General features: G+C 68.1%; 12 protein-coding genes. 9 read left to right on the top strand and 3 right to left on the bottom strand.

All coding sequences use genetic code 11. The annotated features are described in order from the left end of the window. The first annotated feature begins 3 nt into the window (after positions 1–3). Genes FJY73_02655 through FJY73_02625 form a run of 7 tightly spaced genes read left to right on the top strand, consistent with a single transcriptional unit; the run spans position 4 to position 8,427 of the window. Complete coding sequence (locus FJY73_02655) at positions 4–861, top strand: xanthine dehydrogenase family protein subunit M (GenBank protein MBM3319557.1); 858 nt, start codon at positions 4–6, stop codon at positions 859–861. After that, positions 858–1,364 (top strand): (2Fe-2S)-binding protein, encoded by a 507-nt coding sequence (locus FJY73_02650; GenBank protein MBM3319556.1) that lies wholly within the window; start codon positions 858–860, stop codon positions 1,362–1,364. Before FJY73_02655 ends, FJY73_02650 begins: the two co-directional genes overlap by 4 nt. Then, entirely contained in the window at positions 1,361–3,691 is a 2,331-nt protein-coding gene (locus tag FJY73_02645; GenBank protein MBM3319555.1) for a xanthine dehydrogenase family protein molybdopterin-binding subunit, read from the top strand. Before FJY73_02650 ends, FJY73_02645 begins: the two co-directional genes overlap by 4 nt. Next, a complete protein-coding gene (locus tag FJY73_02640; GenBank protein ID MBM3319554.1) occupies positions 3,688–4,542 on the top strand; it encodes a DUF2877 domain-containing protein in 855 nt (284 codons plus the stop codon). Before FJY73_02645 ends, FJY73_02640 begins: the two co-directional genes overlap by 4 nt. After that, positions 4,539–6,077: an acyl-CoA synthetase FdrA gene (fdrA, locus tag FJY73_02635; GenBank protein ID MBM3319553.1), complete on the top strand. Its 1,539-nt coding sequence runs from the start codon at positions 4,539–4,541 to the stop codon at positions 6,075–6,077. Before FJY73_02640 ends, fdrA begins: the two co-directional genes overlap by 4 nt. Beyond that, the gene (locus FJY73_02630) at positions 6,074–7,540 is read left to right on the top strand and encodes a DUF1116 domain-containing protein (GenBank protein ID MBM3319552.1); all 1,467 of its coding nucleotides are present in this window, start codon (positions 6,074–6,076) and stop codon (positions 7,538–7,540) included. Before fdrA ends, FJY73_02630 begins: the two co-directional genes overlap by 4 nt. Next, the gene (locus FJY73_02625; GenBank protein MBM3319551.1) at positions 7,540–8,427 is read left to right on the top strand and encodes a cyclase family protein; all 888 of its coding nucleotides are present in this window, start codon (positions 7,540–7,542) and stop codon (positions 8,425–8,427) included. The genes FJY73_02630 and FJY73_02625 overlap by 1 nt, the downstream gene beginning before the upstream one ends. Before the next feature lie 139 nt (positions 8,428–8,566). Here the strand turns inward: FJY73_02625 and FJY73_02620 are convergent, their stop codons facing one another. The 3 genes from FJY73_02620 to FJY73_02610 all read right to left on the bottom strand — a co-directional run bounded on the left by FJY73_02620 (position 8,567) and on the right by FJY73_02610 (position 12,790). Beyond that, complete coding sequence (locus FJY73_02620) at positions 8,567–11,479, bottom strand: S8 family serine peptidase (protein MBM3319550.1); 2,913 nt, start codon at positions 11,477–11,479, stop codon at positions 8,567–8,569. Between the two features lie 316 nt (positions 11,480–11,795). Beyond that, a complete protein-coding gene (tpx, locus tag FJY73_02615; GenBank protein ID MBM3319549.1) occupies positions 11,796–12,299 on the bottom strand; it encodes a thiol peroxidase in 504 nt (167 codons plus the stop codon). Between the two features lie 308 nt (positions 12,300–12,607). Continuing rightward, positions 12,608–12,790 (bottom strand): hypothetical protein, encoded by a 183-nt coding sequence (locus tag FJY73_02610; protein MBM3319548.1) that lies wholly within the window; start codon positions 12,788–12,790, stop codon positions 12,608–12,610. A 104-nt stretch (positions 12,791–12,894) separates the two neighbouring features. Between FJY73_02610 and FJY73_02605 the strand changes: the two genes are divergently transcribed. Next, a complete protein-coding gene (locus tag FJY73_02605; protein MBM3319547.1) occupies positions 12,895–13,302 on the top strand; it encodes a hypothetical protein in 408 nt (135 codons plus the stop codon). After that, the gene (locus tag FJY73_02600) at positions 13,295–13,930 is read left to right on the top strand and encodes a hypothetical protein (GenBank protein MBM3319546.1); all 636 of its coding nucleotides are present in this window, start codon (positions 13,295–13,297) and stop codon (positions 13,928–13,930) included. The genes FJY73_02605 and FJY73_02600 overlap by 8 nt, the downstream gene beginning before the upstream one ends. The last annotated feature ends 12 nt before the right edge of the window (positions 13,931–13,942 follow it).

Raw genomic sequence — 13,942 nt, 5'->3', positions numbered from 1 at the left:
GCCGTGCTTCTCTCCCGATTCGAATACGCGGCCGCCAGGACCGTCGAAGAGGCGGTCTCCCGGTGGGGGGAGAGCCCCGGCGCCGCCTATCTCGCGGGAGGAACCGACCTCCTCACGCAGATGAGGATCGGGAAGCGCGCGCCGAGGCTTCTCATCGACATCAAGAGGATCGACGATCTCTCCGCGATCCGCGAGAGAACGAACGGAGACCTTTCGATCGGGGCGGCGGTTCCCCTCGCGGCGATCGCCGAGCATCCGATCGTCCGCGAACGGTATCCTTTGCTCGCCGAATGCTGCACGCGGGTGGGCGCGCGGCCTCTCCGGAGCCGAGCGACGATGATCGGGAACATCTGCAACGCCTCGCCGGCGGCGGACACGGCGGTCGCCCTCCTCGCCTTGGACGCGGAAGCGGCGGCGTGCGGACCGTCCGGATCGCGCGCGATCCGGATCGCGGATTTCTTCACGGGACCCGGCGAGACCTCCCTCCTTCCGGGCGAGCTCGTCACGGAGGTCGTTCTCCCTCTCGCGGCGTCGGGATGGCGCGGAGCCTACTTCCGTTTGTCGCGCCGGCGCGGCATGGACCTCGCGACCGTCGGCGTGCTCGTCGCGCGCTCGAACGGAGAAGATCCGGGACGCCATCGCGTGGCGCTCGCCTCGGTCGCGCCGACGCCGCTCCGCGTTCCCGAGGCGGAGGCCTGTCTCGACCGAAACGGAGCCGCCGCCGCGCCTCGGGCGGCCGAGATCGCGCGCGAGGCGTGCCGCCCGATCACCGATCTTCGGGGAACCGCCGCGTATCGGCGCGAGATGGTGGGCGTTCTCGTGAGGCGCGGGGCCGCCGCGCTCGACCGGCGAACGAAATGACGGAGCACACGATCACTTTGCGGGTCAATGGTCTCGAGGAAAGCCGGACGGTTCCCTCGAACCAAACGCTCCTCTCCTTTCTTCGGGACACGCTCGACCTGACCGGCGCGAAGGAGGGGTGCGGCGAGGGGGAATGCGGTTCCTGCATCGTCCTCGTCGACGACAAGCCGGTGAACAGCTGTCTCATGCTCGCCGTCGAGGCGGACGGCTGCTCGGTGACGACGATCGAGGGGATCGGGGACGCCTCGCGCCTCCATCCGCTCCAGTCGGCGTTCCTCGCGCATACCGCCGTGCAATGCGGCTTCTGCACCCCCGGCATGATTCTCGCCGGGCTCGCGCTCCTCCGCGAGAACCCGAGCCCGACCGAGGCGGAGATTCGATCCGCGCTTTCCGGGAACCTCTGCCGCTGCACCGGATACCGGCAGATCATCGACGCGGTCCTCGCCGCGGCCGCCGCGATGCGCGGCGAGGCCGCCCGCGCGCCGGAGGAGAAGACGGGATGAGCGCGCCCCGCTGGGTCGGAAAGGACGTTCCGCGCGTCGACGGGTTGGAGAAGGTGACCGGGAGCGCGCGCTACACGGCCGACCTCAAGTTCCCGCGCATGCTGCACGCGCACGTGGTCCGATCCCCGCACGCGCACGCGCGGGTCCTCGGCGTGCGGACGGAGAAGGCGGAGCGCGTTCCCGGCGTGCGGGCCGTCGCGACGGGACGCGAGTTCCCCTTCCACACCGGGATTTATCTCAAGGATCAAACGATTTTCGCGATCGACCGAGCGCGTCATGTAGGGGACTCGATCGCCGCCGTGGCGGCGGAGACACCCGAGGCCGCTCGCGAGGCGGCCGCTCTCGTCGAGGTCGACTACGAGCCGCTCCCCGCGAACTTCGACGCGGTCGCCGGAATCGGACCGGACGCGCCGCTCGTCCACCCGGACCTCGGCGCGTACGAGTGCGTCCCCTGGATCCGTCCCCGAGGCGGCACGAACATCTGCAACCATCTCAAGGTGCGGAAAGGGGACTACCGGAGAGCGCTGGCGAAGTGCGCCTGTGTGTTCGAGAACACGTTCGCGGTGCCGCAGGTGCAGCATGTCGCGCTCGAGACTCACGTCGCGGTCGCCCGCGCGGACCTCTCGGGAAGGATCGAAGTCCACACGTCGGCGCAGAGCCCCTTCACGGTCCGACACCTCCTCGCCGCCTGCTTCTCGATGCCGCACGGGGACATCTCCGTCCGCGTTCCCGCGGTCGGCGGCGGGTTCGGCGGGAAGGCCGGCATCGGCATCGAGCCGATCGCGGTCGCGCTCGCGATGAAGGCGAGAGGCCGCTGGGTGCGGCTTCTCATCGACCGACCGGAGGAGTTCTACGGGACCGTCGTCCGCCAAGGACTCACCGCCACGTTGACGACCGGGATCGACCGGAGCGGAAAGGTTCAAGCCCAAAAGATGCACTATCTTTGGGATTGCGGAGCCTACGGCGGCTACGGCGTGAACATCGTGCGTGCCGCGGGGTACACCTGCGGCGGCGCGTACGAGTTCCCGAACGTAGAGGGCGATTCGATCGGCGTCTACACGAACCGTCCGGTCGGAAGCGCGTACCGCGGGTTTGGGATGCAGGAGATTCATTGGGCTCTCGAGCAGCAGATGGACATCGTCGCCCGCGAGATCGGCATGGATCCGGCGGATTTCCGCCTCTTGAACTGCCTCGGACCCGGCAAGTCGACCGTCACCGGCGAGGTGCTCGGCGAAGAGGCCGGGCGCGTGGACGAGTGCATCCGCCGGGTCGCCGAGATGATCGGGATGCGCGAGAACCGCCCCCGCTCTCCGAACCGGGGGAAGGGGATCGCCTGCGCGGTGAAGGCCCCGGCGATGCCGAACGACGCCGCCTCGTCGGTTCTTCTCAAGTACGCGGAGGACGGAACTCTCGAGGTTCTGATCTCCGGGATCGACATCGGACAGGGCCTCAAGACCGTCGCGGCCCAGTTCGCCGCCGAAGCGATGAACATGCCGATCGAGAAGGTTCGCGTGCGCGGCAACCCGGACACCGATTCCTTCCCGTACGATTGGCAGACCGTCGCCTCGAGGCAATCGTGGGCGACGGGGAACGCGATCTTCCGCGCCGCGGAGAAGATTCGCGATCAGCTCTTCGCGACCGCCGCTGAGACGCTCGGCGTCCCCGCCTCGGAGCTCGCAGTCGAGGAGGAGAACGTCGTCCACGCGAAGAGCGGCCGCTCGATCCCGATCACGAAGCTCGCGATGGGATACCAGTTCCCGGACGGGCACACGATCGGAGGGCCGGTCGCGGCCGCCGGATCATTCATACCAGAAGGGTTGATCCATCTGGATCCGGAGACGAGCCAGAGCCCGAAGCCGGTCGCGAAGTGGACGTTCGGCGCGCAAGCGGTGGATGTGACCGTGGATCCGGAAACGGGAGAATACACGGTGGACCGCGTGGCCGCGTGCTACGACGTGGGGCGCGTGATCCATCCCGCGATGATCGCGGGACAGCTCTACGGAGGCGTCGTGCAGGGGCTCGGCACCGGCATGATGGAGGAACTCGTCGTCGATCCGGCGAGCGGCCGCGTCGCGAACGCATCTCTCGTGGACTACAAGATCCCGACGACTGAGGACCTCCCCCGCGAGATCCGGCTGGATTTCGTCGAGACGCCGCAAGCGGACGGGCCTCTCGGCGCGCGCGGGATCGGCGAGCACACGATGATCCCGACACCCGCCGCGGTCGCGAACGCGCTCTTCGACGCTTGCGGGATCCGGATCCTCGATCTCCCGATCACGGCGGAGAAAGTGCGGGCCGCCCTCAAGAGGAAGGAAAAGGGCGGGTGAGATCGCCGCCGCATGTCGTCGACCGATTCGACGCCGCCCTCGCGAGAAGGACGAGCGAGTGGCGCGGGCGGGTGGAGCGGGTCTTCGCGCACGCCGCGGTTCTCCGGCCGGACGATCGGGAGGGCCCCGCGCTCACTTTTCTTTCATCCCTCAAGGATCTTGTTCCGCTCTCGGCCGCGCTTCCCCGTGGGGTTCCGCTCCCCCGCGAGGGATCGACCGTCTCCTTTCGAAAGAGAACGCTTCGGATCGCCGATGCCGAAGGCGCGCGCGCTCTTCTCCTTCGCGGCCCCGGGATTTCGCTCGAGCTTCCCGAGAAGAAGATCGCCCTTTCCCGCGAGGCGCTTCGTGCTCATGTCGAGTTCTTTCCCCCGCCTTCCGCTCCGTTCCCGGAACCGGCGGCGGAAGAGGAGATCGCCGCGCGGCTCCTCGGGGGATGCGTGAGCGAAGAGGCGTATCGAGGCCGCATCCTCGCCCTCTCCGGCCTCGGCCCCGGCCTCACGCCGAGCGGAGACGACCGTCTCGTCGGGCTCGCGGCGGCGGCTCTTCATCTCTCGCGCGGCGGCCGGATCGCTCGCGAGGCGGTCTCCACCTACCTCGGCGCGCTCGGGCGCGTTCCCCGCGGGCACACGACCCCCGTCGCCCGCGAGATGCTTCTCCACGCATCGGGCCGCCGCTTTCCCGAGGCGCTGATCGCCTTCGTCTCGATCCTCGGGGATCCGCGCGCGCCCCTTTCCGAGGTCGCCGCGCGATCCCTTCGCCTCGCCGCGATCGGCGCCCGCACCGGCGCCGATCTCATCGACGGAGCGCTCGGGCTCGCGCGATCCTTCGATCATCAAGAGAGTGCCGCATGACCGAGCGCGTGCTGATCCGGAAGGGGGCCTATCACGACTCCGCGCGGCTCATGGCGGCGGCGCATGCCTTGAAGTCCATTCCCGGCATCCGCGAGGCCGAGGTTCTGATGGGGACGCCGATGAACATCGATCTTCTTGCGCGCGCGGGTTTCCGCTTGGGCCGAGAGGCGGAGATCACGCCGCTCGACCTCGTCGCCGCGCTTCGGGGCGAACGGGAGACGGACCTCGAGGCGGCGGAGGAGGCGCTCGACGCGACGCTCCGAGGGGAAGCCTCCGAGGCGGCGACGCCCGTGGGAGAGGCCGCTCCGGGGAGCCTCTCCGAGGCGCTCGCCGATCGGCCGGCCGCAAACCTCGTGTCGATCGCGGTGCCGGGCGCGTACGCGGCGTTCGTCGCGCACCGCGCGCTCGACGAGAAACGCCACGTCTTTCTTTTCAGCGACAATGTTTCGCTCGAGGATGAAATTGAGCTCAAGGATCGCGCGCGGCGCCTCGGGCTTCTTCTCATGGGACCCGACTGCGGGACCGCGATCCTCGCGCGCGTCGGTCTCGGGTTCGCGAACCGCGTGCGCCGAGGTCCGATCGGCATCGTCGGCGCGTCCGGGACCGGCATCCAGGAGGCGAGTTGTCTCCTCGACCGGATGGGGGTCGGGATCTCGCACGCGATCGGAACCGGAGGGCGCGATCTCTCGAGGGCGGTGAACGGACGCACCGCGGAGCTCGGCCTCCGCCTTCTCGCGGAGGACGCGGCGACCGAGGTCATTCTTCTCATCGCGAAGAACCCGGACCTCGAGGTCGCCAGGCGCCTTCACGGTCTTCTCGCCGGGATCGGGAAGCCGTGCATCGTCCGCCTCCTCGGAGAAGCAGGGCGGCCTCCCGAGGAAGGAGTGGTGTACGCGGGCTCGATCGACGAAGCGGCGGCCGCGGCGGCGGCGTATGCGTCTCGCGCGGCGGACGCAAGCGCCTTCCTCGAGGAATCGGACCGATCGCTCGAAGCGGCTCTTCGGGAGAAGGACCCGGTCCGCGGGCGGCTTCTCGGGCTCTTCGGCGGCGGGTCCCTTGCGGCGGAGGCGAAGCACGCGCTCGCCCTCCGCGGAATCGAGGCGAGGACGCCGAATCATCCGCTCCCCGCGGGGCGGCCGATCGAGGGGACGGAGCATCTCCTCGTCGACCTCGGGGAAGACTTCTACACGATCGGGAAGCCGCACCCGATGATCGACCCGACCGTCCGCTGCGATCTCATCCGAAGCGCGGGAGCCGATCCGTCGATCGGCCTTCTTCTTCTCGATCTCGTTCTCGGCGACGGAGCGCATCCGGATCCGGCTCCGGAGATCGCCGCGGCGATCGAGAAGGCGCGCGCCGCGAGAAAGGGAGCGCGACTCGAGATCGTCTCTTCGGTCGCCGGCGCGGCGGACGATCCGCAGGACCGAGACCGTCAGGAGAGGGTTCTCCGCGAAGCCGGCGTTCTCGTTGCGGCGAGCGCGGCGCGCGCGGCCCGCGCGGCCGCGGAGCTTCTGCAAGGAGGCGGGCGCCCATGAACGATCGTGCCGCGTCGCGCGCGCTTCTTGCCGGTCCGATCGAGGTCGTCCATCTCGGGATCGACAGCGTCGCGCGCGCGCCCGAGGCGTCCGGCGCGAGGGTCGCGCGGGTCCCCTTCCTCCCCCCCGCCGGAGGCGACGCCGCGCGCATCGCCGCTCTCCGCGCGCTTCTCTCCGAACCCCTCGGCCCCGCGATCGACGCGGCGAACGAACGCGCGCTCGCGCGTCTTCTCGAAAGCCGCCCCCGCCTCGTCGGGATCGGCGTCGCGAGAGAGACGATCCCCGGCATGGCCGACGATCTCTTTCTTCATGCCGGTCCGCCCGTCGCGTGGGAGCGGATGTGCGGCCCGATGCGGGGCGCGGTGATCGGCGGCCTCCTCTTCGAGCGCCGAGCGAAGAGCGCGGCAGAAGCGGAGAGGATCGCCGCGGCGGGAGGCGTTCGCTTCGAGCCGTGCCACGAACACCGAGCGGTCGGACCGATGGCCGGTCTCGTCACGCCGTCGATGCCGGTCTGGATCGTCGAGGACGGGGAAGGAGCGGGCCGCGGAAACCGCGCCTTCTCCACGCTGAACGAGGGGCTCGGGAAGGTCCTCCGCTACGGCGCGTTCTCCGAGGATGTGATCGCGCGGCTGCGATATCTATCCGACGATCTCGCGCCGCTTCTCGCGGACGCGCTCGCCGCGCGCGGTCCGATCGACCTCAAGGCTCTCCTCGCGCAAGCCCTCCAGATGGGGGACGAGGGACACAACCGGAACCGCGCCGCCACCTCGCTTCTCTTCCGGGAGCTTGCCCCCGCGATCGTGCGCGCGGCCGCGGACCGGGAGAGAGCCGCGCGCGCCCTCGCGTTCATCCACGGAAACGATCATTTCTTCCTGAACCTTTCGATGCCGGCGGCGAAGTGCATGCTCCTCGCGGCGGAGGGGGAAACGCTGTCGTCGATGGTCTCGGTGATGGCGAGGAACGGAACCGACTTTGGGATCCGGCTCGCCTCGATGCCCGGGCGCTGGTTCACCGCGCCCGCCGAGACGGTCCGCGGCCTCTACTTCCCCGGCTTCGGAGAGGGGGACGCGAACGCGGACATCGGCGATTCCTCGATCACCGAGACGGCGGGGTTCGGCGGCTTCGCGATGGCGGCCGCTCCGGCGATCGTTCAGTTCGTCGGCGGATCGGCCGAAGACGCTCTTCAAACGACGCGCGCGATGCGCCGAATCGCGATCGGCGCGAACGGCGCCTTCGCGATCCCCGCGCTCGGCTTCGCGGGAACGCCGGTCGGCATCGACATTCGAAAGGTCGAGGAACGAAACCTCCTCCCGACGATCAACACGGGCATCGCCCACCGGGAACCGGGCATCGGGCAGGTCGGCGCGGGGCTCGTGCGCCCGCCTTGGAAGTGCTTTCACGACGCCCTCCTCGCGTTCGCCGAGCATTGCGCGGCGCGAAGAGAAGAAACAAGGAGGTCCTGATGCGCCCCATCGATCTCTCCATCCCGCTCGGGATCGGCACGCCCGCGTGGCCCACCTACGAGCCGCTTCAAATGAAGTACTTCAAGCGTCTCGCGCCGAACGGAGCGAACGGCCAGATCCTCACCCACTCGAACCACGTCGGCACGCACCTCGACGGCGAGATCCACTTCCACACGCCGGGGAAGGACATCGCCTCGCTCGATCTCGATTACCTGATGCATGAAGGGGTCGTCGTCGATCTTTCCGACGCGGCGGGAGACTACGACGTCTACACCTCGCGCATGGTCGAGGAGCGGGTCGAGGTGCGCGAGGGGGACATCCTCGTCATCCACACCGGTTACCACCACTTCGGATGGGACCAGCCGGCGGCGGATGAGATCCGTTACATGGTGAAGCACCCGGGTCCGGACCGGGAGTTCGCCGAATGGTGCCGTGCGAAGAAGCTCCGCTGGCTCGGCGTCGACTGCGGGAGCGCCGACCACCCGATGAACACGATCATCCGGAACTGGATGCCGCGGCAGGCGAAAGAGGCGGACACGCATTTTCGGAAGAAGCACGGCAAGCCGCTCGACGACTTCTTCGACGACTCGAAGTACCAGCTCATGCACCTCGAGCTGTTCAATCACGGGATCGTTCACGCCGAGTGCCTCGGCGGCGACATCGATCTTCTTCTGAACCGGCGCGCCGTGATCGGCGCGTTCCCTTGGCGCCTCGTCGACGGCGAGTCGTGCATCTGCCGCATCCTCGCGTTCGTCGACGACGGCCTTCACGCGGAGCTGACGAAGAAGAAGGCGAAAGCGAAGCTCACCCGCTTCGGCGATGTCGCGGGCGCCCTGAACGAGTGGCTTCACGAAGAGGCCCGCGCCCGTTCGGCGAGCCGTCGGTAGGGAAACTCGCGGGTTCACGCACTCGCCCCGCACCCCTGCGAGGAGAACACCCGACGCGCTTCGATCGGCTTGGGGTGAACGAAAGCCCGGCCGGAAAGGGGTTCCGGCCGGGCGTCGTCTCTTCCGCTCGGGCGATCGTCTACCGCAGGATCGTCAGGCGGCGGCTCTCCGTCCGCGTGTCGCTCTTCATGCGATAGAAGTACACACCTGAAGCGACTTCCTTGCCGTCCGCGTCGCGCCCGTCCCAAGCGAGACGGTGTTCGCCCGCGGCGAAACGCCCCTCGGCGAGCGTCGTAACGACGCGCCCGCTGAGGTCGTAGATCTTCACCTCGACATTCTCGGCGCGGGGAAGCTGGAACCGGATCGAGACCTCGCCTCCCGCGCGGAACGGGTTCGGACGGCTCGCGAAAAGCTCGGTCGCGCGGATTCCGTCCGCCGCGGCCGCGACGTCCGTGTCGATCGCCTGGAAGGTCTCGACGGCGAAGTCGTCGATCGCCGCCTCGGTGAGCCCTTGCGTGTTGAGATCGCACGCCACGAACCGGAAGACCACCTGATGCGTGAGATCCACGAAGTCGGAAACGTTCGCCGCTACCTCCGTCCACGTGTTCGCGATCGACGGGACGCGCTCGAGCGGGACCCACGTCGTGCCGCCGTCGTCGGAGACGTCCACGGCGAACTGGTCGTCGGTGGAGTTCCCTCCCTCGGCGTACCATCGCCAGTAGCGCACGAACGCCATGCTCGCGTCGCTGAGGTCGAAGATCGGGCTCCGAAGGGTCGTGCAGCCGTTGTCGACGTCCGCATCTCCCGCGCCGCCTCCCACGCTCCCCTGTCCTGTGACGAAGCACTTCACGCCCGGCGCCGGCGTGTGGTCGTCCTCGGGCTGCATCGGCACGCTGTTGTACGACGTTCCGTTCGGGTCGACGCGCACCCAGATCCCGGTGGTCGCCGCGTCCCCCGGCATTCCGAGCATCCAGTTCGCGTCGCCCGGATCTTCCGCGTTGTGCGCGTACATCGTTTCGGTGATGAAGAGCGAGTAGAAGGCCGCCGGCGCTCCGGACGGGTTCACGGAAGAGAGCCCGATGCCGTCCTCCGCCCACACGTAGTAATCGATCTGGGTGTTCGCGGGTGCGCCGGGAATCGATCCCTCGTAGAGCGCGCGGCCGCGCGTCATCGGAACCTCGACCCACGAACCGCCGGCCACCCGATAGAAGAGGCTCGCCGAGGCCACGGTGCTGTAGTCTTCGACGTTCGCGCCGATCGCGTAGGGTCCCGTTTCGTCGGTGGTCGCGAACGGCTCGGAGACCTCGGTGATCGCGGGGCCCGCGATGTCGGTCAGAGCGAAGTTCTGAACCGTGGTGTCGTTGGAAACGATCTCGACGAGGATCTCAAGCGGAGCGAACCCCGCGAGGGACGCCCGGGCCGTGTAGGTTCCCTCCTCCGCGAAGCCGCCGTAGGAGCCGTTCGCCGCGGTCAGCCAGCGGTAGCCGGTCCCATCGAGCACGACCTCGGCGCCCGGAAGCGGACCGTTGCCGTAGCTTCCGTTCGTCACGACCCCCTCGATCCGCCCGTATCCTTCCACCGCGGCGAGAACGGCCGCATACGCGTCGATGAACCCGTGCCCGTACGTGTTGTCCTCGCCCGCGGTCCCCTCGTCCCTTGCGGTCTGCATAAGGATCATCTTCATCGTATCGACGTCAAGGTTCGGGTTCGCCTGGCGCATCAACGCGATGGTTCCCGCGACGTGCGGCCCCGACATCGAGGTCCCGTCCCATCCGCTCTGCTGGTAGCCGCCGCCCGGAACCGACGAGTAGACGCTGACGCCGGGCGCCACGACCTCCGGCTTGATCTTGCGATCGGCGGGGACGGTGCAACCGGTCGGCCCGCGGCTCGAGAAGCCCGCGATCGGATACGGCCACGAGTAGTTCGTCGCGTTCACCGCGCCGACCGAGAAAGCGTTGGTCAGCGTGGTCGCGCGGTCGGCGGGCGAGCGAAGGGTCTGCGCGCCCGATCCCTCGTTGCCGGCGGACCAGATCGTCGCCACTCCCGCCGCTTCGCAGTTGTCGATCACCGCCCACCAGCGGGAATCGCAGTCGGTGTAGCCGCCCGGGAACCCCTCGTTGATCCCCCACGAGTTCTGCACGACGTCGGGAACGTCGTCGATCGTGTTCGGATTGCTGTCCGGGTCGGCGAACCACTGGAACGCCTTGATGATGTCGTTGTCGAACTCGCTCCCGACCCCCTGGTTGATCGCGTTGCAGGCGATCCACTCGGCGCCCCACGCGACCCCGATCGTGTCGTCCGGCGCCATCCCGGTCATCGTCCCGGTCGTGTGCGTTCCGTGGCTGTGCGTGTCCGTAGGGAACGTTGTCCCGCCCGAGCCGAGCACGTCGAACCAGCACTCCTGCCACCGCGCGTGCGTTCCGCGCCAGCGGCTCGCGAGGGCGGGGTGGTTGCCGTCGACGCCCGTGTCGAGGCTGCCGATGAGGCGCCCGCTTCCGTTGACGCCGAGCTCGTACCAAACTTGATCCGCGCGCACGGCCCGGATCCCCGGGGGGACGCCGATCCCGCGCAGAGCCGGCGTTTCCTCGCTCGAGCCGAGCTCCGGAGTCCCCACCGGCTTGATCAGGCTCACGGTGAAGTTCGGCTCCACGAAGTCCACGTCGCTTCGCGCAGCGATCTCGTAGATGGCGTCCTTCGTGGCGTACACGACGAAGAGGTTCGAGATCCAGTAGGGCGTGTAGCCGACCACGCCGCCGATTCCCTTCGAGGACTCGAGCTGCGCGGCGAGCGGCTCTTGGCTCTTGGCGGCGGTCTTGAGCGCCTCGATCACGCGCCGATGCCTCTCGGCCATCGTCGACCGCTCGGTCTTGAGGTGCTGGTTCAGCTCGGCGATCGGCGCCTGTTCGGTCATGTGAACGAGAACGCTGATCGGCTCTCCGTCGCGGAGAACATCCATTCGCGCCTCAAGCATCGGGTGGATGGTCCCCGCTTGCGCGGCAAGAACGGAGAGCGCAAGAAGAGCGGTCGCGAGAACGGTGGCAAGTCGCACCACGATCTCCTTTCGGCCCCGGGCGGGCCTTTGTCCGGAACACGGCGGGAAGGGAGCGAGCTTCGAGGCTTATTGTACCGCAACCGCCTCTCTTCACTCAAGGCCGGCGTGCGTGGGCTCCGCAACCGACGAGGCGGAGGGTACAGGTTGGAACCGGGTGCCCGCGCGGGCCGAAGGCGCGAGAGGGGCGCGTGTCGTATTCTATTGCGCAACAAGTGGTTGCGGTCTTCTCGGAAACGGACTCATCGGCGGGATGGAGGGGGCCACCCCGCCGATCAAGGCATTCCGCGGGAACACCGCCGGGAAGTCCGGGAGAGAATCAACCCGAGAGCGCCGCGAGCGCCGCGTCATAGTTCGGCTCCTGGACGATGTCCGGCACCTGCTCGGTGTGGGCGACCTTCCCCTTCTCGTCGATCACCACGACCGCGCGAGAGAGAAGTCCCGCAAGCGGTCCGCTGGTGATTCGCACGCCGTAGTTCTTGCCCAAGGAACCGGAGCGGAAGTCCGAGACGCCGCGCACGTCCTTCAGTCCTTCGGTCGTGCAGAAACGCCCGTGCGCGAACGGGAGGTCCATCGACGCGCAGAGCACGACCGTGTTCGCGAGCTTCCCGGCCTCCTGGTTGAAACGCCGGACCGACGTTGCGCAGACCGGCGTGTCGAGGCTCGGAAAGATGTTGAGCACGACGCGCTTCCCCGCAAAGTCGCCGAGCGACGCCTCCGAGAGGTCGGTCTTCACGAGCTTGAAATCGGGAGCCGCGCTCCCCACCTTCGGCAGAGTGCCGATCGTCTCGACCGGCTGTCCCTTGAACGCGATCCTGGCCATCCTGTTTCTCCTTTCCGCAACGAGCCGCTTCCTATCGTTTGGTTGAAGCGGACATCGGTACGTATGACCGCACTTGCCGATTCACTCGCACGGAACATAAGCGGAACCGGTGGATGGAGCAACCAAGGCTTCTTGGGAATCGGCGTGCGACCAATAGGAGGGGACACGGCTCGGCGTCCATCCGTCGACGGCGCGGTCGGGAGCACGCCCGGCCCTGCCGAACCGGCGGCATGACGTGCGCCCGGCGCAAGAGGGCGTCTCACGTTGCCGGCCGAAAAACCAACAGAGAAGCTTCTAGCGGACTGCGCTTAGGGAAGACCCGACCCGAGAAGCGAGACGAGAACCCGGCGAAAGACGGCGAGGAAACCTCTGGCGGACACGATGCCGACCGCGACGAGCGCAAACGTCCGCACGGCGAGCGGGAGCGCCGCGCGAACCTCCGGCCCCTGGATCATCTCCAAGAGGCGCTGGGATGTCTTCTTCCGCCTCACGGTCACCCCTCTCCCCGGCAGGTCCGCAATCCGCGTGCCCGCCGGCAGGGATCGCCGAGCCGCCGCGGGATCCCCACAACGCGTTTGTGCGAAAAAACTTGCACGTGAGATGGCAGAGAAGACATGCTCGGCCTCCACTCCAGATCATCGGCACTCGTGAACCCTCCCAACAGCGGTCCGTTCGGCGGCGGGCGCGGCGGGTTTCGGGAGCCCTCGCGCGGCTGCCCGCGCTCCCACGCGAGGCCGTTGTTCTCTTCGAGCTCGAGGACTTTCCGGTCGAAGAGATCGCGGTTCTCCAACGAGCCTCCGTGCCGGCGGTGAAGTCTCGGATCGCGCGCGGTCGCGAGAAGCTCCGCCGGTTCTACGAGAGGCTCGGGTTTCACGAGGAAGGTGCAGGGCCCGTGCGGCGAAAGAGAAAGCCCGCGACGGGCACGGCGGCGCGAGGCGATTCGGCGAGGCCGACCTGGCACGCAACCGAATGCCTCCCTCCACTGGAGACGAACGATGGATGAAAGAGTCCGGTATGAAGGAACAGACGTCGGACGGAAGGAAGCCTACTCCGTGGACATCGAGGCGCTTCGCGCGGCGAGCCGTCGCGACCTGCCGTCCTTCTCGGAAACATCGACGTCTTGGATCGAGTGGATCGCGAACCGAAAGAAGAGAGGTGTGGTCATGAAGCTCACGCGGGGGATTATCGATCGACCGCGGCTCGCCACCGGCCTTGCCGGCTGCGCGATCGCCGCCGTCCTCTTGTTCGTTCCCATCTCGTACGAGAAGACGGTCGGGCACGACGTAGCCTTCACGCTCTCGGGAATGACTCCCGGGGCGGAGGCGGTCGCGGAGATCGCAAAGGAGATGAAGGGAGCGATCGGCGCGGAGGTTGACGTTTCAAGGGAAGATGGACGCGCGCGGATCTGCGTCCGCGCCTCTGCAGAAGGGAATCCGGGAATCCCTGAGATTCGTTGCGAAACGGAGAGTGGGACGGATCCGACATGCGTCCGGATCGAGGTGCGCCGCACGCCGGGAATGACCGACGCCGACGTGATCGCCGACATCGAACGGCAGCTCGCCGAACAGGGGCTCTCCGGAACCGTCACGCTCGACGGGGCGGGATGCCCGAAGGTGGAGCTGGACAAGTAGGGATCTTTCGCA

The organism is Candidatus Eisenbacteria bacterium (assembly GCA_016867715.1).
Lineage (GTDB): Bacteria > Orphanbacterota > Orphanbacteria > Orphanbacterales > Orphanbacteraceae > VGIW01.
Note: the sequence above shows the minus strand (reverse complement) of the source record. Positions and strands in the feature narration are given on the sequence as shown.